Source organism: Sphingobium estronivorans (assembly GCF_008692605.1).
GTDB lineage: Bacteria > Pseudomonadota > Alphaproteobacteria > Sphingomonadales > Sphingomonadaceae > Sphingobium > Sphingobium estronivorans.
Genome location: NZ_LFCT01000041.1, coordinates 1 through 23,128, shown reverse-complemented (window position 1 = coordinate 23,128; position 23,128 = coordinate 1). Strand labels below are relative to the sequence as shown.

General features: G+C 61.4%; 21 protein-coding genes, 1 pseudogene and 1 other annotated feature. Of the genes and pseudogenes, 6 read left to right on the top strand and 16 right to left on the bottom strand.

The features are described 5' to 3' along the window. The 3 genes and pseudogenes from F7P65_RS21095 to F7P65_RS21085 form a co-directional block, all read right to left on the bottom strand. Positions 1 to 267, bottom strand: a pseudogene (locus tag F7P65_RS21095) (two pore domain potassium channel family protein); the annotation flags it as partial. Between the two features lie 179 nt (positions 268 to 446). After that, the gene (locus tag F7P65_RS21090; protein ID WP_150295417.1) at positions 447 to 1,145 is read right to left on the bottom strand and encodes a hypothetical protein; all 699 of its coding nucleotides are present in this window, start codon (positions 1,143 to 1,145) and stop codon (positions 447 to 449) included. A gap of 116 nt (positions 1,146 to 1,261) precedes the next feature. Next, positions 1,262 to 1,687 carry a response regulator gene (locus tag F7P65_RS21085; RefSeq protein ID WP_240334428.1) on the bottom strand — a complete coding sequence of 142 codons (426 nt, stop codon included), beginning with the start codon at positions 1,685 to 1,687 and terminating at the stop codon, positions 1,262 to 1,264. 233 nt (positions 1,688 to 1,920) lie between these two features. On the opposite strand from F7P65_RS21085, the gene F7P65_RS21080 reads away from it, so the two are divergent. Genes F7P65_RS21080 through F7P65_RS21065 form a run of 4 tightly spaced genes read left to right on the top strand, consistent with a single transcriptional unit; the run spans position 1,921 to position 6,276 of the window. Beyond that, positions 1,921 to 3,459: a sensor histidine kinase gene (locus F7P65_RS21080; protein ID WP_150295415.1), complete on the top strand. Its 1,539-nt coding sequence runs from the start codon at positions 1,921 to 1,923 to the stop codon at positions 3,457 to 3,459. Next, entirely contained in the window at positions 3,456 to 4,142 is a 687-nt protein-coding gene (locus tag F7P65_RS21075) for a response regulator (protein ID WP_150295413.1), read from the top strand. Before F7P65_RS21080 ends, F7P65_RS21075 begins: the two co-directional genes overlap by 4 nt. Positions 4,143 to 4,183: 41 nt before the next feature. Next, a complete protein-coding gene (locus F7P65_RS21070) occupies positions 4,184 to 4,882 on the top strand; it encodes a pirin family protein (protein WP_162854739.1) in 699 nt (232 codons plus the stop codon). Next, positions 4,879 to 6,276, top strand: coding sequence for an alpha,alpha-trehalose-phosphate synthase (UDP-forming) (locus tag F7P65_RS21065; RefSeq protein WP_150295409.1), 1,398 nt, complete (start codon positions 4,879 to 4,881; stop codon positions 6,274 to 6,276). The genes F7P65_RS21070 and F7P65_RS21065 overlap by 4 nt, the downstream gene beginning before the upstream one ends. Here F7P65_RS21065 and F7P65_RS21060 read toward each other — a convergent pair. The 8 genes from F7P65_RS21060 to ectA are packed head-to-tail and all read right to left on the bottom strand — an operon-like array spanning position 6,249 to position 14,730. Beyond that, on the bottom strand, positions 6,249 to 7,505 hold the full coding sequence (locus F7P65_RS21060) for a mechanosensitive ion channel family protein (protein WP_150295407.1): 1,257 nt from the start codon (positions 7,503 to 7,505) through the stop codon (positions 6,249 to 6,251). The two genes, F7P65_RS21065 and F7P65_RS21060, sit on opposite strands and share 28 nt — an antisense overlap. Next, the gene (locus tag F7P65_RS21055; protein WP_150295405.1) at positions 7,502 to 8,833 is read right to left on the bottom strand and encodes an MFS transporter; all 1,332 of its coding nucleotides are present in this window, start codon (positions 8,831 to 8,833) and stop codon (positions 7,502 to 7,504) included. Before F7P65_RS21055 ends, F7P65_RS21060 begins: the two co-directional genes overlap by 4 nt. After that, positions 8,830 to 10,065, bottom strand: coding sequence for an MFS transporter (locus tag F7P65_RS21050; protein WP_150295403.1), 1,236 nt, complete (start codon positions 10,063 to 10,065; stop codon positions 8,830 to 8,832). The genes F7P65_RS21055 and F7P65_RS21050 overlap by 4 nt, the downstream gene beginning before the upstream one ends. Positions 10,066 to 10,085: 20 nt before the next feature. Continuing rightward, complete coding sequence (locus F7P65_RS21045; protein WP_150295401.1) at positions 10,086 to 11,528, bottom strand: aspartate kinase; 1,443 nt, start codon at positions 11,526 to 11,528, stop codon at positions 10,086 to 10,088. Then, complete coding sequence (thpD, locus tag F7P65_RS21040) at positions 11,525 to 12,445, bottom strand: ectoine hydroxylase (RefSeq protein ID WP_150295399.1); 921 nt, start codon at positions 12,443 to 12,445, stop codon at positions 11,525 to 11,527. The genes F7P65_RS21045 and thpD overlap by 4 nt, the downstream gene beginning before the upstream one ends. A gap of 26 nt (positions 12,446 to 12,471) precedes the next feature. Beyond that, entirely contained in the window at positions 12,472 to 12,885 is a 414-nt protein-coding gene (locus F7P65_RS21035) for an ectoine synthase (protein WP_150295397.1), read from the bottom strand. A gap of 19 nt (positions 12,886 to 12,904) precedes the next feature. Next, entirely contained in the window at positions 12,905 to 14,215 is a 1,311-nt protein-coding gene (ectB, locus tag F7P65_RS21030) for a diaminobutyrate--2-oxoglutarate transaminase (protein ID WP_150295395.1), read from the bottom strand. Continuing rightward, positions 14,212 to 14,730: a diaminobutyrate acetyltransferase gene (gene ectA / locus F7P65_RS21025; protein WP_150295392.1), complete on the bottom strand. Its 519-nt coding sequence runs from the start codon at positions 14,728 to 14,730 to the stop codon at positions 14,212 to 14,214. Before ectA ends, ectB begins: the two co-directional genes overlap by 4 nt. Positions 14,731 to 15,008: 278 nt before the next feature. Between ectA and F7P65_RS21020 the strand changes: the two genes are divergently transcribed. Next, positions 15,009 to 15,497: a MarR family winged helix-turn-helix transcriptional regulator gene (locus F7P65_RS21020; RefSeq protein ID WP_150295390.1), complete on the top strand. Its 489-nt coding sequence runs from the start codon at positions 15,009 to 15,011 to the stop codon at positions 15,495 to 15,497. Positions 15,498 to 15,534: 37 nt separating this feature from the next. Here the strand turns inward: F7P65_RS21020 and F7P65_RS21015 are convergent, their stop codons facing one another. After that, complete coding sequence (locus tag F7P65_RS21015; RefSeq protein ID WP_150295388.1) at positions 15,535 to 16,833, bottom strand: chloride channel protein; 1,299 nt, start codon at positions 16,831 to 16,833, stop codon at positions 15,535 to 15,537. Then, on the bottom strand, positions 16,826 to 18,022 hold the full coding sequence (nhaA, locus tag F7P65_RS21010) for a Na+/H+ antiporter NhaA (protein ID WP_150295419.1): 1,197 nt from the start codon (positions 18,020 to 18,022) through the stop codon (positions 16,826 to 16,828). Before nhaA ends, F7P65_RS21015 begins: the two co-directional genes overlap by 8 nt. Before the next feature lie 156 nt (positions 18,023 to 18,178). On the opposite strand from nhaA, the gene F7P65_RS21005 reads away from it, so the two are divergent. Further along, positions 18,179 to 19,741 carry a DUF389 domain-containing protein gene (locus F7P65_RS21005; protein ID WP_150295386.1) on the top strand — a complete coding sequence of 521 codons (1,563 nt, stop codon included), beginning with the start codon at positions 18,179 to 18,181 and terminating at the stop codon, positions 19,739 to 19,741. A 52-nt stretch (positions 19,742 to 19,793) separates the two neighbouring features. Here the strand turns inward: F7P65_RS21005 and F7P65_RS21000 are convergent, their stop codons facing one another. From F7P65_RS21000 to F7P65_RS20990, 3 genes are all read right to left on the bottom strand, one after another. Then, positions 19,794 to 21,290 carry a SulP family inorganic anion transporter gene (locus F7P65_RS21000; RefSeq protein WP_150295384.1) on the bottom strand — a complete coding sequence of 499 codons (1,497 nt, stop codon included), beginning with the start codon at positions 21,288 to 21,290 and terminating at the stop codon, positions 19,794 to 19,796. Positions 21,291 to 21,351: 61 nt separating this feature from the next. Further along, positions 21,352 to 21,407, bottom strand: a sequence feature (sul1 is cis-regulatory element that is thought to sense ions involved in sulfur or methionine metabolism; They are found in Alphaproteobacteria). A gap of 65 nt (positions 21,408 to 21,472) precedes the next feature. Beyond that, positions 21,473 to 21,937 carry a hypothetical protein gene (locus F7P65_RS20995; protein WP_150295382.1) on the bottom strand — a complete coding sequence of 155 codons (465 nt, stop codon included), beginning with the start codon at positions 21,935 to 21,937 and terminating at the stop codon, positions 21,473 to 21,475. An 11-nt stretch (positions 21,938 to 21,948) separates the two neighbouring features. Beyond that, a partial coding sequence (locus tag F7P65_RS20990; RefSeq protein ID WP_150295380.1) for a mechanosensitive ion channel family protein occupies positions 21,949 to 23,128 on the bottom strand: 1,180 nt, incomplete at its 5' end.

The window sequence follows — 23,128 nt, the reverse complement described above, 5'->3', positions numbered from 1 at the left end:
CATGGGCGCTGACGGCGGACAGTCGGAGAAGGCATCGATCACCAGATAAAGAGCAGCCCACAGCCAGATTTCGATGGCATGAAGGACAAACAGGCCAAAGGCGGCAAACAGGATGGCTGCGCCATTGATGATAGAGGCAAGGATCAGGCTGGACGCATGGCGATGCCGACGCAGCACCGCGAGCAAGCCGGCCAAGCCCACCAGATGGATGAAAACCGTCGCCGCAACCATCACCGTCGAGATTGCCAATTGCACCGACATGCTCATAACCGGTCGCTCCATATCCGCGATGGATCCCTGCCGGATCGGTTATGGCACAAGATCAGGCGGGTGAAGATGTCCTGCCAGCCTGCTCAAAACAGACCACCTGACCGGGACCGAATTTCCACCATCTCGCGCCCCCGGCGGCCGTCGAGGGCGCGAGAGAAAATGGGTAGCTGCGCCTGTTATTTGCCTGAACCAGCCAGAATCTGCGCTGCCGGCTTGTTGACCGCATCGACCGTACCATCGGCCATCATCGCCTTTGACATTGCAGCGCCCTCCGACTTCAGGGCCGGATCGTCGCTTGTCTGGCTCGCGCCTATGATGGCGGAGAGAAGCAGGTTTCTGTTTGCGGCATTGCCGTTCGCACCTACCGACTTGCGCGCCAATGACATCGCTTCCACATAGAGCGGTGCCGCGCCTTCCTTATCCTGCTTCGACAGCTTGAAATTGCCGAGCTGGATGAGGACGCTCGTCAGGACCATGCTGCTGGTTGCATCCGTTGGCTTCGCGTCGACGACCTTGCGCCAGTAAGGAAGGCTCTCTTCATAAAGCGGGGGAACAGCGTCAATTTTTTTGAGCGCGACGTTGGCCGCTGCGGCAGCGTAAAGCGCGTTGGCGAGAAAATTCACATTGTTGAGGTTATCGGGCTGCGCCTTCACGGAATCCCGGATTGCGGGAAGAGCCGCATCATATCTTGTGACGGCGGTGACATTGTCCCCGGCTTGCTGGGCCTGCTGACCAGCCGTGAAGTCTGCTACTGCCTTATTGAAGGCGACGATCTGATCCTGGCTCATTACGGCGGCGGTCACACTGGATGCCTCTTGGGCAACAACCGGACAGGAAGCTGAAAGAAGAAGGGCCGCAACAATTGCTCTATACATAATTTTTCTCCGGCTAAATGGACCAGCGCCGGAACTTACAATCTGACACGCCGACCATGTGGTAACTTCTCTAGACGAGCGCGATTCTAAACCGCAAATTACTGTCAAATCTACTTTTAATTCGACAAGATATTGGAAACCGTATTTGCCATGACTTCAAGCCTGTAGGGCTTCATCAACATAGGGCCAAACTTTTGCAGGTCCGATGGAAGATCGCTGGAATCGCGCCCCCCGGTCGCGATCAATATCTTGACGGCAGGCCAACGCTCCTGAGCCAATCGAACGAGGTCAAATCCGTCCATTCCGCCGGGCATATTCACGTCGGTGAAGAGCAGATCGACAGATCCATCAAGCGCCTCCATGAGCATAAGAGCCTCGTTCGCCCCGCGCGCGGAAAAAACGGTAAATTCCTCATCGATCAGGAATTCACATATGTTCATGTTCACCAGGGCCTCGTCCTCAACGACCAAGATGACCATCGGCCGGTCGAAACGGGGTTTCCCAGTATATTCAGACCCACCAAATCGCGCGGCTTCAGTCATGATTATGCGACCCATATGCTAAAAACGCAGTCTGGGCGGAAGGTTACGACGCGCAAGGGCGGCTGCTATTCCCGATGGTCCAAGATATCGCATCGGCCTGTCGCTCATTTCCCTATCACGCCGTTCAGCCATCCCCCCTTGGAGAGGCAATGGCTACGGCAGATTTCGAGAGGCCGTTATTATAACTTTTATATGCATGGACCTGTTCGCTGCCGCTCACTAGGCTACCTCTCATGGCAGACACCACGGCGCCGGAAGTAAAAACAGCCAACCGCAAGGCGGTGCCAGGTTTTCGCTTCCGAAAGACAGATTTCGGGCCGGGCTGGCAAATGTCAGCCGTGGCATTCGTCCTACTCCTGTCCGGGTTCGGCGCGGTCATGGCCAAGCCAGCGTTCGGACAGGCAGCAGCAGCATTGATCTTCGTCCTCGGCGTAGTGACCTCAGGCGCAATCGGGGGACTTGTATCTGCGCTCATCGCAGCGGCGGCCGCTTTCCTCCTCTATAATTTCTATCTCGCCGAACCCGTGCTGAGCTTCCGGATCGCGAGTGGGCGCGACATTGTCCCCTTTCTCGTGTTCACCATGTGCGCTCTGGTTTCGGGAATCCTAGCGGGGCGGCTCAAGGACCATGCCAGCGCGGCCAAGCATAGCAATTGGCAGTTGGCGAGCTTGCTGGAAATCAGCCGTTCCCTGCAATCAGCGGTCAGGATCACGGACATCGCCTCTGCTCTCAGCGCCGGCCTGCCACCTGGCACGAGCATGACGGTCTCGCTCTTTCTCGTGCGGGACGGATCGTTCGCCAATGCCACGCGCATTCCGGATAGGCCTGGGGCGGCGGCGTTAATCCGAAACATGCAGACTAACGGCACAGGACCCCAAAGGGATGGAACCTGCATTGCCTATCGCCTCGACAGCAGCGATGGTTTCGAAGGCGTAATCCTGTTTGAAGCGGGTTCGGTACCGGAACCGGACAATGCCTTCATGTCGGCCTTGGCCAGTCTCGTGGCATTGGCCGTGGAACGCGCCGCCCTTTCGGAGAGTAATGCCGAAGCGAAAGCGCAGACCCGCACCGAGGAACTCAAGACGGCGCTCCTCTCATCCGTCAGCCATGACTTTCGCACGCCGCTGACAGCGATCAGCGCTTCGGCCTCGAGCCTTATCGACTTTCGTGAACAACTCGATGCGGAAGCCACAATTCGCCTTTTGCGCCGGATCGTCAACGAGTGTGAGCGCCTGAACCGATACACCTCCAATCTCCTGGAAATGAGTCGCCTGGAGGCTGGCCAATCGCTAGCCCGGCGACAGACATTGGAGGTGGCCGAAACGCTCAGCGTCATCATCCAGAGGGTTCGTCCGCGCGCTGGCCACCGCACGATCGAACGCCGTCTGGGAGAGGAGCATCTGCTTGTCAGCGTCGATGCCGCCATGTTCGAACTCGTCATCATCAACCTGCTCGACAACGCGATCCTCTACAGCGAAGACGGGACGCGCATCGGCGTTGAAGCCCGCCTCAACTGCGATAGCTGCATCATCAGCATATCCGATGAAGGGTGCGGTATCCCGCAGGCCGATCTGGAGAATGTTTTCACCCGCTTCTATCGCGTTCCGCGCTCGGAACCCTCGCCCCGCGGCAGTGGCCTGGGGCTGGCTATCGCAAAAGGATTCGTCGAAGCTCTTGGGGGTAGGATAATGGCTGACTCTCCAGGGCCCAGTGGCCGGGGAACCATGATCACGATTTCCCTCCCACTCGCCCAGGAGGCACGCCAAGCATGACAGCGCCGCATATCCTCATCGTCGATGACGAGCCTGCCCTGCTCGATGTGCTGCAATCGGTGCTGGGAACAGCCGGCTATCGCATCACCGTCGCGAAGGAAGGTGGGACGGCCCTTGGCTTTACCGAGGCGCTCGACCTTGATCTCATTCTTCTCGACCTTGGTCTTCCGGACATAGATGGCAAGGCGCTCATCCAGCAGATCCGGCTTCGCAGCGACGTCCCCATCATTGTCATCTCGGCACGCCATCAGGAGCAGGAAAAGATCGCGGCGCTCGATGAAGGCGCGGACGATTATGTGAACAAGCCGTTCGAAATCGGCGAGCTGATGGCGCGTATCCGCGCAGCGGTACGCCGGCATTCTCGCCTGAAAAGCAATGCACCAACCTACTCTGCGGGTCCGTTGGCCATCGACTTTCCATCGCGGCGGGTGACGCTGGCTGGTGAGACGGTGAAGCTTTCTCCCAAGGAATATGACCTTTTACAAACCCTGGCGCGCAGTGCGGGGCAAGTGGTAACGCACAAGAGGCTTTTGTCGGCCGGTTGGGGAGCCGAAGCGACCGACACCCAATATCTCAGAGTCTATATCGGCCTCCTGCGCCAGAAGATCGAGGAGGACCCTTCAGACCCATCCCTGCTGCTGACCGAACCGGGGGTGGGCTATCGTCTTGTGGGGGCAAATTGAAATGGCGAATGCCGTTTGCCCCATCGGCCTGGAGCTACGGCATGATCGACTATAGGCCCGCCGACCTCATGGGCACGACCAAGCGGGACGACCTGTTTGCCCGGCACCACTTCTCCTTCGCGGGCTATGCGCGTTCGGATCGTACGAACTGGGGCAGCCTGCGGATTCTCAATCACAACTTTTTGGGTCCCAAGGCGAACGCCGTGACGGAGCCGCTCGATCATTTCGACATAGTGCAATGGGTCTTGCGGGGCCGGGTAGGACATATTGGGACGCTTGGTCCGTCATCTTTCGCCCGAGCCGGTCAAATCCAGCTTATTTCATCTGGAGACGGCCTCCTGCACGCGACCATCAATCCGGACAACAGGACGGCCGAATTTCTCGAACTATGGCTTCCGGCGGCAGACGGTCACGGACCCGCCTTTCGTGCGGTCGGCCGCTTTCCGGGAAAGCAGGAAAGCGGCCAATGGGTTTTGATGGCGAGCGGCAATCTGGAGGATCAGGCGCTTCTACTGCGCGCGCCGACGCGGATCTGGGGAGCGAGGATCGAAGCAGGGACACAGCTCGACGCCAATCTCGATCCACATTCCCCCTATTACATGGTCTCAGGGTCGGGCCGGTGCGTGATTGGAGAGGATTATACGCTCGATCCGGGCGATAGCCTGGCCTTCCAGGGTGAACAGCAGGCCACCATCCAGGCGATCGACACCACGGAAATCCTGCTGGTCGAAACGCTATGAGCCGTCTGATCGCCGTTTCCAACCGGGTTCAGACAGCCAGCGAGAACTGCGCGAACGGAAACCAAGGTGGCCTTGCCGTGGCGCTTTCCGCTGCCATGCGAGAAAGAAATGGGATCTGGTTCGGTTGGTCAGGCGAGGAGACCGTAAATTTCAACGGCCGTGTGCATCTACAAAAGATGCATGGTGTTACCACGGCGACAATCGACCTGGAGCATCAGGACATCCAGGAATATTATAACGGCTATGCCAACTGTACACTTTGGCCGTTGTTCCATTATCGTATCGATCTTACCGAATTCGACCGGAGCTTCGCGGGCGGATATGAACGGGTCAACCAGCGCTTTGCCGACACACTGATCCCGTTGCTGGAGCCTGACGACCTGATCTGGGTCAATGACTACCACCTAATCCCTTTGGGACGGGAATTACGCGTGCGCGGACGGCGCAATCGACTGGGGTTTTTCCTTCACATTCCTTGGCCGCCCATGCGCCTGCTGCTCTCACTCCCCAATCATAGAGAGCTTGTCGAAGCGCTTTTCGCCTATGATGTGATAGGCTTCCAGACCACGGACTGGATGGACTCCTTTCTGGACTATGTTCGCGTCGAAATCGGGCTGACGCCCGACGAGCATGGTGTGATGTGCTGGAATGGTCGATCGGTGAAAGTCGTGGCCTGCCCGATCGGCCTCGATACGGAGAATTTTCGGGCCCACATCAAAAGCGACACCGCTCGCTCCAGCTATCAGTCGATGATCGAGAGCGCCAATGGCCGCGCCATGATCATCGGCGTCGATCGGCTGGATTATTGCAAGGGCGTGCAGGAGCGATTTCGCGGTTACGAGCGTTTTCTTGCCGACAGGCCGGATCTGCGCGAGCAGATCTTCTTGCTTCAGATCTCCCCTCCTTCGCGCAGCGAGGTTCTGAGCTATCAGGATATCCGTCACAACCTCGAGACGCTGTCAGGGCATATCAACGGAGCCTATGCCAGTCCGTACTGGGTTCCCATCCGCTATGTCAATCAAGGCTTCAGCCGCGCGGAACTTGCTGGCATGTACCGCGCGGCTCGCATCGGCCTTGTCACGCCTCTGCGCGATGGCATGAACATAGTCGCCAAGGAATATGTCGCCGCTCAGGATCCCGGCGATCATGGTGTGCTCATTCTCTCCCGTTTCGCCGGCGCTGCGGCACAGTTAACCGAAGCGCTGCAGGTGAATCCCTATAGCAGCGAAGACATTTCCGATGCGATCGCCAGGGCCCTGGCCATGCCCAAGGCCGAACGGGTAGCGCGGTGGGAACAACTGATGACGACAGTCCAGTGCCAGGATATGGCGTGGTGGCGTGATCGGTTCGTCGGACATTTGGCCGATCAAGCCGCCGACTGCATCGCCCGATAACTCAGATCGACCCCGGTAGGACGCTGGAAGAGCCGAAGGTCGAATTCCGGCAGGATTGCCAGCAGGTGGTCGAATATGTCCCCCTGAATTCTTTCATACTCAGCCCAGTTTGTCGTGTCGGTGAAGGCATAGATCTCCAATGGCAGGCCATATTCCCCCGGCGCGAGTTGTCGGACCAGCAGCGTCTTGTCGCTGGCAATGTCGGTTCGAGCCTCCAGATAGGCAAGCATATAGGCGCGAAATGTTCCGATGTTCGTCAGCCGCCGCGTGTTCACCTGCTCCCCGGCGCCCTGCGCATCATTCCATCTGCCGAGTTCCTCCAGTTTGCCGTCGAGATAGGCTTTCAACAACTCGAAGCGAGACAGGGATTCCAACATGGCGTCGTCCAGAAATACGATGCTGTTCTGGTCGATCATGATCGACCGCATAATCCGGCGACCGCCCGATTCCGACATGCCGCGCCAGTTGCGGAAGCTCTCCGAAATTAGCCGATGAGTGGGAATGGTGGTGATGGTCTTGTCGAAATTCTGTACCTTGACGGTATGCAGCGCGATATCGACCACATCGCCATTGGCATCGAGTTGCGGCATTTCGATCCAGTCGCCGACCCGCACCATATCGTTGGACCCGATCTGGACGGAAGCGACGAGGGACAGGATCGTGTCCTTGAACACCAGCATCAGCACCGCCGCCATCGCCCCCAAGCCGGAAAGCAGCAGGAATGGGGACTGATTCATCAAGGCGGCCAATATTAGGATCGCAGCAGCGCCGTAGACCAGCAATTTGCCGACCTGAACATAGCCCTTGATCGGACGGTGCACGGCATCGTGACGGCGCTGATAGAAGTCATGGAGCAGGTCGAGGCCACGCGCCAGCGCCAGCGCGATGGTCAGCATGATGAAGGCGGTGCACAGGCTACGCGTCAATGCCTCCAGTTCGGGCGGAAGATGCGGGATGGCAGCCAGGCCCAGCTGGATCACAAGCGTGGGAACGATATTGGACAGGCGCGCCGTCATTCTGCCCAGATGGCTGGCCTCCATGTCGAAACCCAGCCGCCCCGCAAGGCGCAGCAACAGCTTGAGGACGATCCGCTTGGTGACCCAATTGGCAACCCAGGCGACAAGCGTCAGCGCCAGCAGGGCAAAACCCGCCTGCATCCATGGCTCCCGCACATAGCTGTGAGCCAGGATGCCGATGCTATCCGGCGAAAGCGGCATGTTGGTGATCATGCAATCTTGTCCTCGTTGAAGGGGTCGCCATGAAGCGATCGTCCTGCGGTCTCCGGCATGAAGCGAAGGGCGATCAGCCCGACGAGGCAGGCCAGCATCATGTAAGCCGCCGGCATCAGTTCATTGCCCGTCAGGGTGATGAAGCCGCTGCCTATGGCAGGCGCCGTCCCTCCGAAGACCGAGGTCGAGACATTATAGGCGATGGCGAACCCGGCGAAACGGACAGGAGTCGGGAACAGCGCCGGGAATGTCGCGGAAATCGTCGCCAACTGCGGCACATAAAGCAGGCCTAGCAGGACAAAGCCAATGATCGCGCCAGCAAAACCCGTCGCCATCAGCATGTAGAGCGGCACCACCGCCAACAGCAGTCCGATGAGCGAAACCCGCCACATCGCGCGCCTGCCCACCCGGTCGGACAAGGCCCCGGCGAAGGGCAGGAGCAGCATCATGAACACCATGCCGATGATCGGCACCAGCAGCGCATGGTCCGGCGACAGCCCGATGCGCCGCTGCAGGTAGGTCGGCATGTAGCTGAGCAGCATGTAGTTGACGACGTTGAGCGCAACTACCAGCCCGCCGACCACCAGCATCGGTCGTCGGTATCGGCGCATCATGGTCCTGATCGGGATAGACGCCGTTTCGCTTCCCCGTTGCTCCTGCTCGCGGAAGATCGGCGTGTCCTCCATCTGCGCGCGCAGATACATGCCGACCAGCCCGAGTGGACCAGCGATCAGGAAGGGAATGCGCCACCCCCATTGGTGCATCGCCTCGTCGCCCAGCATCAAAGAGAAGGCGAGCATCAACGCCGCCCCCAGCGAAAAGCCCGCCAGCGTCCCGAACTCCAGGAAGCTGCCATAGAAGCCGCGCCTTTCGTCAGGCGCATATTCGGCCATGAAGGTTGCCGCTCCGCCATATTCGCCGCCGGTCGAAAAGCCCTGCACCATGCGCAGCACGATCAGCAGCACCGGCGCCCAAAAGCCAATGGTGGCATAATCGGGGATCAGGCCTACGCCCAGCGTCGCCCCTGCCATCAGCAGGATCGTCAGCGCGAGCACGGACTTGCGGCCCAGCCTGTCGCCCAATGGCCCCCAGAACAGCCCGCCGAGCGGACGAACGAGGAAGGAGATGGCGAAAGTCGCCAACGCGAACAATATGGCGTCATCCACCGCACCGGGGAACAACGCGGCAGAGATATAGGTGACGCCATAGGCGTAGATGCCATAGTCGAACCATTCGGTGGCGTTTCCCATGGCCGATGCCGCGATGGCGCGGCGAAGGGCCGAGGGTTCAACAGCGGCAAAGGGCGGGTTGGTTGCGATTGCGGTCATTCACCTTGTCCATCGGCTGTATGGGGATCGAGCAACGAGGCCATGGGCGTCGTGCGGGGCAGTATCTGGAAGTCCTGCTGGCCGGTGGTCGGCACCGGGCTCATCGCCGCTTGTCGCCAGAGGCCGAACAGCAGCGTGGCTCCGGCGCACAGGGCGATGAAAAGGAACAGGCCACCCGTCCCGGCCACGGTGATGACCATGGCGGCACAGATCGGCCCTAGCGCCGCCCCGATCGAGTAGAGCAGCACGAGCCGCCCGCTTGCGGCCACGCGCTCAGCAGCGAGCAAGCGGTCGTTACAATGGGCAACACACAGCGGATAGAGCGCGAAGCTCAATCCGCCAAAGGCCGCGCCCAGCGCCAGCAGCACCGGTCCGCCCCCCATCACCATGGACAGCGCGAGGCTGACGCCCAGCGTCGCCGCAAAACTCAGCACGATCACCTGGCGCCGGTCATAGCGGTCGGACAGCCGCCCCAACGGCCATTGCAGCGCAACGCCCCCCAGAATGACGGTCATCATGAAACTGGCGGTCTGCGTCAGGTCCAGCCCCAGCCGCCGGACATGGACCGCGGCGAGGCCATAGAAGGCGCCCAGCATCAGCCCCGTTGCCACTGCCCCCACCACACCCAGCGGAGAAGCGGCAAACAGGGTGTGTATGGAGAAGGCGCTCGCTTCGGCCGGCACGGGTGCGGAACTGCGGGTCAGGCAAAGCGGAATGATGGCCAGCGAGATCAGGATCGACGCCAGTTCGAACGGCACGGCGGGCAGCCCGCCGCTCGCCACCAGCAAGGGCTGTCCCAGCGCCTGTCCGGAATAAAGCGCCACCATATAGGCAGCCAGCACGCTGCCGCGCGTCGCAGCATCGGCACGGTCGTTGAGCCAGCTTTCCAGGCAGACGAACACTCCCGCCACGCACAGTCCATCGACCAGCCGCAAGCCGGCCCACAGGAGCGGATGAACAAGCAGGGCATAGCCCAGCGTGCTGGCCGACAACAGCGCGACGAACGCGGCAAAGGCCCGGATATGTCCGACCCGACGCACGACCGATGCCGACCGCAAGGCGCCGATCACCAAACCGCCGAAATAGGCGGTGGCGACGAGGCCGATCAGCATCGTGTCATATCCCGCGCGGTTAAGGCGCAGGCTGAGGAGCGTCGCCAGAAAGCCGCTGCCCGCCATCAGCATGAAGATGGCGAGCAACAGGGCGCGGACAGGCAGGATGGAGGATAGCATGGACGTTTCGGACGGGCCGCTCAGGCCGCGCGCCGTCCCTCGCCGGCCTGGCCGCCACCCTCCACCAACGCTTCATGCAGGGTGCGGATGGCGGCTTTGAAATCATCGGTCGCGACGATGAACTGCACATCCACATTGCGGATCTGGTGCTGCATCGCGATCACGCCGATGTCGGCATCGTCCAGCGCCCGGAGCGCATCGACGACCAATCCCGGCCGTGCAATGTCGCTGCCGATCACGGAAACCATCGCAACCGGATGGGACGAGATGGCAGCGTCGGGATAGAGACGCTGGAGATCAGCGATCACCCTCGCCACGGTCGCGGCGTCGGCGGACAGATAATGCGTTATGGTGTTGGCGTTGGACGACTTGCTGACGATCCACGCGCCATGGCGGGTCAACGCCTCCAATATGGCAGCGTCATAGCCCTTCACCCCGACCATGTCCTGCTCGAAAAACTGCAAGGCCTGCGCTCGGTGGATTCCGGTAACGATTTCCACCCTCGGACTGTCGGAGACATAATTGCCGCAGATCAGCGTGCCGCCATCCTCCCGGTCGAAGGTGTTGCGCACCCGCAGCGGGATCGCCGTCTGCCGCAGCCCGCGGCCTGCGCCCGGATGGATCGCCTCCATTCCGAGATTGGCAAGCTGGTCGGCGACATCATAATTGGTGCGGCCGATCTTGCGCGCCCTGTCCGCACCGACCAGCCGGGGATCGGCGCTCGACAGGTGAAATTCCTTGTGGATGATCGCCTCGCGCGCGCTGGTCAGCACGGCAATGCGGGAAAAGGTCATTTCCGAATAGCCACGCGCATAGCGCCGCACCATGCCCTCGCTGCACCCGGCATAGCCGGTGACGATCGGCAGGGTGGTGGCGAGTTCGATCGGCTCCAGCGCAGCGATGATCCGGTCGTCCAGTTCCCGCATGGCCTGCCGGTCCCAGAGCGTCAGGTCCACAAAGCAGGAATTGACGCCCCTGTCGCGCAGCAGCAACGCGGTGCTGTGGGCGCTGTGCGCTTCCCCCAGCCCGGCGAGCAATTCGCGCACGGTGACAAGCTGTTCCTTGACGCAGAAACGGCCATGGCTGCGGAGTCGCGCCAGATCGTCCAGACAAGCCGTCACCGCGTCGATCCGCATGTCGACGAAGCGGTCCGCCTCGCCCCGGCTTTGCGACCGGACGAACATCTGACCGTTGCGATCGTGCATCGCCTGACGGACCCTCTCCATGGCCTCGCGCCAACCATCCGCGCCGTCATCGGCCACGAAGCAGGCATAGACGCCCGGCTTGCCGCTTTTCTTGTGCTCCAGCAGCAGATCGGTCATGCCGGCATAGGCCGATACGACGAAAATGCGGTTGTAGAGATCGGCGCCGCTGCGTCCCCCGATCAGCACATTGTCGAACAATGTCGCCGTTGCGGCCATGGATGTGCCGCCGATCTTCTCGACGCTATGCTGTCCACTCATACCAACGCCTCCCCCACCAAGGGGCCAGAAACCGGCACCACCTCTTCGGGCGCGCCGCGGGCCGCGATGAATTTCGGGCGCGGCTTTTCGACCCCGAAGGGTGTTTGGAGCGCATTGCTCACCGCGTTGTAGACCAGGAAGGCGTTGGCGCGCGGGAAGGGCGTGATATTGCCGTTCGACCCATGCATGATGTTGCAGTCGAAGATCACGACCGAACCCGGCTTTCCGGTCGGCGCGACGATGCCATGTTTGTGCGCCAGTTCGGCCAGGCTGTCCTGATCGGGCACGCCATATTCCTGCCGCTTGAGCGACTGGCGATAATGATCCTCCGGCGTCTCCCCGACACAGGTCAGGAAGCTGCGGTGCGATCCGGGGATCAGCATCAGCGGGCCGTTATGCGGCGTGTTTTCCGCCAGCAGGACGGACATGGACAGGGCGCGCATCCGCGGCATCCCGTCCTCCACATGCCAGGTCTCGAAATCGCTGTGCCAGTAGAATTCCTTGCCATGGAACCCCGGCTTGTAGTTGAGCCGTGACTGATGGATGTAGACCGCGTCCCCCAGCAGGAAACGGGCCACCCCGGCCAGCCGCTGGTCGGCCGCCAGCCGCGCCACTGCCGGGCTTTGCGCGTGGATGCGGAAGATCGACCGGATTTCGCGCTCGCCCGGCTCGGTGATGACGGTCTCCTCTTCCAGCGCGTCTGGATCGGCCAGCAGCTTGCCGGCCTCCCGCTGGAGGAAGGCGACTTCCTCGTCCGAGAACAGATCTTCCAGCAGCAGATAGCCGTCGCGGTCGAAGGCATCGGCCTGTGCGCGGCTGATGGGCGCGTCCTCGGTCCGGTCGCCATGGACGACGGGATCAAGGCGCGGCAAAAACTCCGCCACCTTTGCGTGGCGGGATGGGTAGATGTCGTGCAAGGGACTTCCCCCTTTCGTGATGTTGGTCAGTCGGTCAGCGCAGGCTCGCGCGCCAGCGCCGGGTCGGCCGGATAGGCGCCGTTTTCGTCATGCACTTCCCGGCCGGTCACGGGCGGATTGAACACGCAGGCGCACTGGATGTCGGTTGCGGGCCGGACGATATGCCTGTCATGGGCGTTAAGCGCATACATGACCCCCGGCGCGAGTTGGTGCGTAATGCCAGTGCCCAGATCCTCGATCGTGCCATTGCCCTTCAGCACCAGCACGGCTTCGAGGTGGTTCTGATAATGCATATGCAGTTCCTCCCCGGCGTACATGGTCGTCAGATGGAAGGAAAAGCCCATATTGTCGTCCTTGAGCAGGAGACGGGCGCTTTCCCATCCCTTGGACTTCACATTGCGGTCGGACTGGCTGATGTCACGAAGCTTGCGAACGATCATTGTCTGTTTGACTCCTTTCCTATTCTGCGGCCACGCCATATGGGACCGCCAGAGCGACACGGATGCTTTGCTCTAATATGTTTAGACCAGCCGAAAGCTGGGCTTCATCGATGATGAGGGGAGCGAGAACCTTGACGATCTCGTCATGGGCGCCGCTGGTTTCGATGATGAGTCCCTGGTTGAAGCAGGCCGATGTCACTTGGGCGGCAATCTCGCCCGATCCGGCATTGATGCCGCGCATCATGCCGCGTCCGCGCGTCGAGAGGCCATGTTCGGCAGCCATCACCCCCAGCCGCTGTTCAAGTAGCGCAGCGCGTCGGGCCACATCCTGCTGGAAGCGACCATCGCTCCAGAAATGGCGGAGGGTCGCCGTCGCGGTGACGAAGGCATGGTTGTTGCCGCGGAAGGTGCCATTATGTTCGCCAGGCGACCACTGGTCGAGCTCAGGCCGGAACAGAGTGAGGGCGAAGGGCAGCCCCATGCCCGACAGGGATTTGGCCATGGTGACGATGTCAGGCGTGAAGCCCATGCCTTCGAAGCTGAAAAAGCCGCCGGTACGGCCACAGCCCGCCTGGATATCGTCGACGATCATCAGGGCACCATGATGCCGGGCAATATCGGCGATCCTGCAGAGCCATTCAGGCGAGGCGGCATTGAGCCCTCCTTCACCCTGCACCGTTTCCACCAATATGGCAGCTGGCGCGTCAAGTCCGCTGGATGGATCGCTCAGTCGCCGCTCCAGCAGATCTGCCGTATCGACGTCCGGCCCGTAATAGCCGTCATAGGGTTCATGCGCGACATGGGCGAGCGGGACGCCTGCGCCGCCACGCTTGGCGGCGTTACCCGTGCAGGCCAGCGCGCCCAGCGTCATGCCGTGAAAGCCGTTGGTGAAGGCGATCACAAGTTCACGTCCTGTCACCTTGCGCGCAAGCTTGATCGCGGCTTCGACCGCGTTGGTGCCGGTCGGCCCGGTGAACATCGCACGATAGTCGAGCGAGCGGGGCTTGAGGATCAGCTGCTCGAAGGCGGCAAGGAAATCGGCCTTGGCGTCGGTGTGCAGATCAAGGCCATGGGCGATGCCGTTGGCGCCGATATAGTCCATCAGTGCGCCCTTCAGGACCGGATGATTATGGCCATAGTTCAGCGTCGAACAGCCCGAGAGAAAATCGAGATAGCGCCCTCCGCGGTTGTCGTGCATCCACACGCCTTCCGCTGTGTCGAACTGGCGCGGCATCGACCGGGCATAACTTCGCACCTCCGACTCTCGCCGTTCGAAAATGGCGATATCTGGAATGGCGGCACTGGGTCTGGGCAGGCTGGTGTTGTTCATGATCTCAGCTCTCCTCCTGTTTCATTCTGTGTCTTGATAAGGTCCGGCAAAGGACCGATCCGCGCCTGCCATTCCGTGGCATGCGCCCCGGCAAAATGGGCCTGCCGGTCAAAACGAACGCTCTTTTCCAGCGGCACGCGCCAATTGCGGGCGAGGCCCTCGAACAGAGCCCAGGAGGCGCCATTCTCATCGGTGATGGTGGTCGTCAGATGGGTGACACCCTGCTGCTCAGGGCGGGCAAGCAAATCCTCGATCATGCGGCTTGCAAGCCGCTGGCCGCGGGCCGCAGCCGACACCGCCACCTGCCAGACGAAGAAATTTTCCGGGGCGGCCGGTGGGCGGTAGCCTGACACCCAGCCGACCAGCTCACCACCGCGCTCGGCGACGATGCAACTGCCGGCAAAATCGGTGCATTGCAGCAGATTGCAATAGGCCGAATTGGGATCCAGCGGCGGACAATCCGCAATCAGTGCGGTTATGGCGGGACCATCGGTCGCCACAGGCCTGCGAAACAAGAATTTCTGCCCCTCGCCTTTTTCAAGGCACGCAGAAGCCCGTGGCGGCGTGGAGGCCGCTGTAGCTTGGGATATGAAGATATTTTATCTCCCGAAACATTATTTCCATCGGAAGGAGCGCACCCTTCAACGATTTGGCGCGATATATGCAGGTTCAGGCGAAAATTTCAACCCCGACTCCAAAATAATACTTTATCTACCAAAGTAGTTTGCTTGGCGCTTGAGCGACTATCTCTCTTGATTGGCGCAGGCAAGGCGTTGCGGCTATGTGATTTCACATGGATTCTGAAATTGCCTCACTCACTCTTCGCGCTCTGCGCCGGGTACTCCGCGCCACGGAAATCGGCAGTCGGCAACTCGCCACGACGACCGGTCTCACGCCATCCCAGTTGCTGGTGCTGCGCGAAATCGATGCGCAAGAGAAGGCAACGCCAAGCGGCATTGCGCAGGCCCTGCAATTCAGTCAGGCCACAATTACGACGATCGTCGACAGGCTGGAGGCGCTTGGCTTTGTCCAGCGTCAGCGCGGCGAAAAGGACAAGCGCCGGTTCATGCTGACCGCGCTCCCGGCTGGCCGGGCCGCGATTGCCGACGCGCCGGACTCCCTGCAAATGACATTCACGGAACGGTTCATCGAACTACCCACTTGGGAGCAGGCGATGATCCTGTCTGCCGTGGAAAAGCTGGCAACCCTCATGGGAGCGCAGGAAATCGACGCGGCCCCGCTTTTGGACAGCGGACTGATTGATCGATCCGCCCCAGACTGAGAGACAGGGGCTTGATCGCCGATGAAAACCATCCCGATCAGGCCGATTTTGTTCCACCTGACTCCATGAAACGCAGCGACATCTGATGATAAAGCCGTTTGCGGCAGACAAAGGGGGCCACAAAATCGGCCACCAGCGCAGACGCCAGAAGCGGCATCATGAGGCCCCGGCTCGCGGTTGTTTCGGAAATGATGATGACTGCCGTAAGCGGCGCACGCACTACGCCCGTGAAATAGGCCACCATCCCAAGGAGGACGATCGCTCCGGGCGGATAAGTGGGGAAGATGCTTCGAAGCACATCTCCAACACCCGCGCCGACCGAGAGCGACGGCGCGAAAATGCCGCCGGGCAGGCCCGACACCGCCGTTGCCAAAGTCGTCAGCAGTTTGGCCGCGCCGAACCAGATGGGGACATCCGAGCCGGTGATGATCGCGTGGGCCGTGGAATAGCCTGTACCCCAGGTCAGGCCCGTAAGAACGCCGGTCACCGCGACAATGCCGCCGCAACATGCCGCAAACATGATAGGGCGCGCCCTCATCCAGGCCAGCGGTTGCCAGGACGCGCTCCCTACGGCCAGCAAGGCGCGGGAGAAAAACGAACCGAGCAGGCCGCCCAGCACGCCTGCAATGGGCGCGGCCACCAATGCTTCACGAACATTCAGCGTCTGCTGCATGGCGCCGAAATAGACATAATCCCCAGCAAGACCCAGGCTGACCATGCCGGCGATCAGCACCGCCGCCATCACCAACAGGGTCATCCGCTGCTCATAGGCGGCCGCCAGTTCCTCGATTGCAAACGCCACGCCCGCCAAAGGCGTATTGAACGCCGCAGCGACGCCCGCCGCGCCACCGGCGATATAGACCGAGGCCCGGACCGGGATCACCAGGAAACGGTGCGCATACCCCATGATGAAAGCGGCGATCTGCACGGTTGGCCCCTCTCGACCTACTGAGGCGCCCAGCAGCAAAGTGCAGATCGTTAGAATGAATTTGGCGATCGCGGTTCGCGCGGAAACCAGCCGATCCATGCCTCGCTCCGGATTGCGGGTCGCGGCGATCGTCTGGGGTATGCCGGAACCGGTGGCGGCTGGCGCGAACCGTCTCGTCGCCCAGACAAGCGCGGCAAAGCCTGCCGGCGTGATAAACAGCGGTGCCCACCACCAGCGCTCCACAATGGAGATGAATACATGATTAGCCTCGTCGGCCAGGTGCGCGAACGTCAGCGCAACGAGTCCGATCAATATTGCCCCGCCCAGAAAGGCCGCACGCCTGCGCCAGACGGTCGGCCGCAGGCCGTATAGTCGCATGCGGGCGCGGAGGCGCAGGGAATTATGCATCGTCTATACCGCCTTCTTCCCGAGGCAATCCGGGAGCGAGCCGCAGAAGCAGATAGCCCGCAACCGCGGAAAGTACCGATCCGCCGAGTACCCCAATCTTGACCTCGTCGGACAGGAGCGGATCGCTGAACGCAAGGCCTCCGATGAAAAGGCTCATCGTAAAGCCAATGCCGCAGATGAGCGCGAGACCATAGACCTGAAGCCAGGTCGCGCCTGCCGGACGGTCCGCGATCCCTAAGGCTACCGCGCCCCGAATGCTTGCGAATATCCCGAGCTGCTTGCCCAGAAACAGTCCGGCGCCGATACCGAGTGGCAGCGGCCCCATGACCTGTTCCAGGCCGACGCCAGCGAGCGATACGCCGGCATTGGCGAAGCCGAACAGGGGCACGATCGCAAATGCCACCCAGGGGTGCAGCCCATGTTCAAGACGATGGAGGGGGGATTCTGCGTCGTCCGGAGCCCCTGGCGACGTGCGGATGGGAATGGCCAGCGCCGCCAGAACGCCGGCTATCGTCGCATGGACCCCGGACAAAAATACCGCCAGCCACAGGGCCGCAGCCAGCAGCATATAGGGCCAGAGCTTCTTCACGCCCGACCGGTTGAGGATCAGCATCGCGCAGAACAGAAGGGCGGCCACCAGTAGAGCCAGCCCGCTGATCCCCTTGGTGTAGGCAAGCGCAATGATAAGAACCGCACCCATGTCATCGACGATGGCGACGGTGGTCAGCAGCAGCTTGAGCGATGTCGGCGCACACTTGCCCAGTAGGGCGAGCACCCCGATGGCAAAGGCGATATCGGTTGCGGCCGGGATCGCCCATCCGTTGGCGAGCCCCGGCGTACGACCGGCAACCAGCAGATAGGTTATGGCAGGAACGGCCATTCCCGCCGCCGCCGCGATCACGGGCAGCCAGCGATCACTCCAGTTCGACAGACGCCCGTCTATGAACTCCCGCTTTATCTCCAGACCGACCAGCAGGAAGAACAGCGCCATCAATGCATCATTGATCCAGTGCAGCAACGAGAGCGGCCCCAGATGGAGGTGCAGACTTTCGAAATAGACGTCTGCCCATCTGCTGTTCGCAACGATCATGGCGAGTAATGCCGCGAGGATCAGAAGGATACCCCCCGCCGCTTCGGTCCTCAGAAATTCGCGCAGCGCCGAGCGAGGGCGGTCGAAGGTATCAAACATCAGCATGGTGAAACCCGATAACGGCCCTTGCCATGAAATGTCCAAGAAAACCGGGCCATTCTGTGAGAAAAATATCAGCTCTGGGTCGACATCTGGTTTTGGATGCAGCGGACGTTATAGTTGCTCAGTGCCGGGAACGGTGCGTAAGGGGAATATATGACAGCGCAACTTCAAGGCTTGGCACAATTTGCCGATGAGCGGCTGGAACGGGTAGCCCTTTATCGCTGGTGGCGTCGTGCGGTTGTCGGGCGCGTCGAGCATGAGCAGGTGCTGGAGCGGATTTTCGGCGATAGCGGCTGGTCGCCCCGTTATGCCTTCATGACGATGATGTCGGCCGGGATCGCGGTTCTCGGCCTGCTTCTGTCTTCGCCGGCGGTTGTCATCGGCGCCATGCTGATCTCGCCGTTGATGAGCCCCATTTTGGGGCTGGGTTTCAGCCTTGCGCTGTTCGACTTTGGGGAGATGCGCCGCTCGCTGATCGCGCTCGCCATAGGCAGCGTTGCGGCGGTGCTTTTCACGGCGACTATCGTCGCGCTTTCGCCGCTTCAGGCTCCGACCGCCGAAATCATCGCGCGTACCCGGCCCAATCTTTTCGACCTTGCCGTTGCCCTTTTTGCAGCGCTTGCGGGTACCTTCGCGATCATCCGCGGTCGCGGCGACACAATTGTCGGCGTTGCCATCGCAACCGCCCTGATGCCGCCCCTGGCCGTGGTTGGTTATGGCTTCGCCACCTGGAACATGCCGGTGCTCGGGGGCGCCTTCGCGCTGTTCGTCACCAACTTCGTCACGATCGCCCTGTCGGCCACCGTGATGGCCCGCTATTATGGCTTTGGTCACCATCTATCCAGCCAGCAGAGCTGGACGCAGACGATCATTTTGCTGTTCGTCTTTGCCGCCATGGCGGTCCCCCTGGGCATATCCCTGAAACGCATCGCGGCCGAAGCCGTGACGACCAATCAGGCGCGGTCCTATCTTTCGGATCGCTTCGGTTCGAACGCGCGCATCACGCAGCTTGATCTGGACTTTGATGCCCATCCGCTCCTGGTGCGAGCCGTGGTGATCACGCCGCGCAATCAGGCAAAGGCCAATGAGGCCCTGCAAGCTGAGCTGGAGCAGCGCCTGGGAAGACCAGTCCGGCTGCGCCTGGATCGAGTCCTGCTGGAACCTGGCGCGGGTGCCATCGACGCCCAGCGCGAGGAATTGCGCCAGGCCAGTGAAGCCGCAGCGCTGGAATCCACGCGCGTCAATATGGTCGTCCAGTCGCTCGCCCTGTCCGCGGGCGTCTCGACTGATCAGGTGACCGTAGATCGCGATCATCACCGGGCGAGCGTAGCCGCAGCTCCGCTCCCCGGTGCAACGCTTGCAACCTATCGAGCACTTGAGGCGCGCGCTTCGGCTCAGGTCGAAGGCTGGGAGTTGGCGATCATCCCGCCACAGGCTGATCTGCCGATGATCAGCTTTGCGGACAATAGCGACACGCTCGACAGCATCGCCCGGCAGGCGGTGCTGACATCGGCGTGGGCAGCGCAGCGCTGGAATATTCAGGCGCTCGCCGTCCCTGCCCTCCCCGAAACGGAATCCGACAAACCCAATCTTGCGGAACGGCGCGCGTTGGCAATTGCGGGGCTGCTGCGAGAAAATGACGTCAAGGCCGTGCCCCGCGCTCCTGCCGGACAGACATTCCGTCTGCTGCCCTCGCGGGTAGAGGAGCTTCCTTAACGCCCATGCGGGTCGTGGCCCTGCCGCCACGGGCAGGGCTCGGAGATGACAATCAGTGCGGTGCCGCTCCCGTTTCCACCCCCGTCTTGTCGTGGAGGGCAAAACGATCGACGATATCCGCGCTGGCCCGATTATAGCCGATCACCTCGACCCGCTTACCCTCCCGACGCAGCCGCAGGACGATCTTGTCGAGTGCCGCTACAGCGGAAATGTCCCAGAAGTGCGCGGCGGATACGTCGATAGTGACATGCCGGGCCGACCCTTCCGCTGGGAAGGCCCGCGAGAAGCGGTCGACGGATGCAAAGAAAATTTGTCCTGTAACCCGGTAAACCGCTTGATCGCCTTTGCCTGACAGGCTGCGCTCCACGGCGAACATCCGCTGGACCTTGCCAGCGAAAAAGATGCCTGACAGCAGCACGCCGCACAGTACGCCCAACGATAGATCGCGCGTCGCGACCACAACCGCCACCGTCACCAGCATGACGACGGACGAAGTCGGGGGATGCCGCCGCAGGTTCGGAATCGAATTCCAGCTGAAGGTTCCGATCGACACCATGATCATGACGGCGACCAGCGCGGGCATGGGCACGCGGCCGACCCATGGCCCCAGCAGCGCGAGCAGAATGAGCAGGACCGCGCCCGCCACAAATGTCGAGAGTCTACCCCGACCACCGGACGTCACGTTGATGACCGACTGGCCGATCATGGCACAGCCGCCCATGCCACCGAACAGGGCGGCGGCGATGTTTGCGCCGCCTTGGCCGATGCATTCGCGCCGCTTGTCGCTGTCCGTATGCGTCATGTCGTCCACGATCTGCGCGGTCAGCAGTGATTCCAGCAGGCCGACGGCCGCCATGGTGACGGAATAGGGCAGAATGATCCGCAGCGTTTCCAGGCTAAGCGGAACCTGCGGGATTGCAAAGCTCGGCAGCCCCTCCGGCAGCCTGCCCATGTCGCTCACCGTATGGACGTCTATCCCAAGACCCATGCTGATCGCCGTCAGCGCCAATATGGCGACCAGGGGGGATGGTACGGCCTTAGACATGCGAGGGAAAAGATAGATGATGGCCAGTCCAGCCGCGACCATCGCATAGGTCTGCCAACCGACATGCGTGAGTTGGGGCAGCTGGGCCATGAATATGAGGATCGCCAGCGCATTGACGAACCCCGTGATGACCGACCGGGATACAAATTGCATCAGCAGGTCGAGACGCAGCAGTCCGGCCACACCTTGGATGATGCCCATCAATATCGTCGCGGCGAAAAGATAGGGCAGGCCATGGTCTCTCACCAGCGGCCCGACCAGCACGGCGACGGCGGCCGTCGCGGCGGAGATCATGCCGGGCCGCCCGCCGATCAGCGCGATGACCATGGCGATGACGACCGACGCATAAAGGCCGACCCGAGGATCGACCCCGGCAATGATGGAAAAGCCTATGGCTTCCGGTATCAGAGCGAGCGCGACGACAAGTGCGCCAAGAATGTCGGCGCGCGCTGCGGTCGCGTCTGCGAACCATTGACGCCGGTAAGAGGTAAATCTGTCAATCATCCTGAAATCCACAACAAGGCACATGACGCCGGCAAGGCGCTTCCCGTCTATTCATGTGTGATGTTGTCCGGCGGATCGGCGGCCGGAATAGCCACCCGGAATCTCACCGGGTCCTTGCGAATAAGCCGCTGGTAGCCAAACTGCCTGCCGCATGGCAAGGCCGCAGGATATGAAGGCCGTCCTCAGTCGCCCGAGAAGGTGACAATGATGATATTGTGATCCTGTTCCCTGGTGATGGCGATCGACGCTTTCCGGCCCTTTCCGACCGCAGACATCATCCCCGTCCCGCCAGACTGGAATTCAGACGTTTTGCGCAGCCCTGCGGCCGTGAAGTGGCCCCGGTAGAATTCGAAAATCGCACCCGCGTCATCCTTTGTCGCCAGCCGAACTTCATGCGTCACGTCGCTACCTGCATTTGCGTTGATGGCGGCCTTGATCGTCGAGCCGGGATATTGGGGAGCAAAGGCGGGCATGCTGACGTCGCTCGGCGCCGGCGTTTCACGGGCGACATTCCTGTCCGGCTCCGTCGGCAATGCCATCATGTCATCGTTCGAATTGTCGGCCGGAAGCGATGCCGGATCCTCCTTCCGTTCAACAGAACCACATGCGGTCAGCGCGGCCAGGCCGAGCAGGATGATGAAACGCATTGCCAATCTCCTCACCTCTCCATTTCCGCCGTCGCCGTCGATCGAATATGGACGTCGCGCTGCGGAAACGGGATTTCAATGCCCTTTTCGGCAAACAGACGCCAGACGCGGTTCAAAATGTCCGACCGCACATTGCCGACCCCCAGTTCGGGATCGCCGATCCAGGCCAGAATCTCATGATCCACGGAACTGTCGCCAAAGCCCTTCAGCCAGACCGAGGGCTTTGGGTTGTCCAGCACGCGCGTCGCCTCCGATGCCGCCTCGATCATCAGCTTCTGGGCCAGCGCAAGGTCGCTGCCATAGCCGACGCCCACCGCTATGTGGATACGGACATTGCGGTCGGTATAGGACCAGTTCTCGACCGCTTCGGTCATCAGTTGCTCATTGGGGATGAGATGCTCCTTGCCGTCGCGCGTCACGACCGAGACGGCACGCACCCCGATTTTGCCGACGGCGCCGAATGTATCGCCCACGACGATGACGTCGCCCGGCTTGACGGACCGATCCATGAGCAGGATCAGGCCCGCAATCAGGTTGCCGAAGGTCTTTTGCAGGCCGAAGCCAACCGCCAGACCGACCGCCCCGGAAAAGACGGTCAGTGCCGTCAGGTCAAGGCCGAGCATGTCAATGCCAAGCAGCACCACGACCACGATTACGCCGATGCCGGCAAGCTTCTGGACGAGGAGTTGCTGCGCCGCATCGAGCCCGCTTGCCCGGCCGATCAGATGGTGCGCAAGCTGATTGGCCAGACGAGCCGCTGCGTAGAGGATTGCCACGATGACAAGGGAATTGATGGCGGTCAGCAGCGAGAAGCGGTGCTTGCCCACGGAAAATCCCACATCGCTCAGTCCTCGTAGGAGAGGCGCCAGACCGCCCAGTGTGCCAACGGTCGCCACCGATAGGGCGAATGTTCCAAGACCCATCGCCGCGAGCCAGTTCAGGCCGCCGACGCGCGCGAGGCGAAATGCCAGCAGCGCCGCCGCCAGGCCGACGCCCAGCGCTGCCAGCAGGTCGCCCAGCGGGCTCAACTCTACGATCTTGCGGGACAGGAGCAGCAACAGGATGACGACAGCGTTGCGGACGAACGCCGACATGGCTTCGGCATATTTCGAAGCAAATCGACCCTCAATCTGTGCCAGGCGGGTGGCGAGGGGCGGCCCGGCCATTCTGAGGTGGTGCCGGAAATTCGGA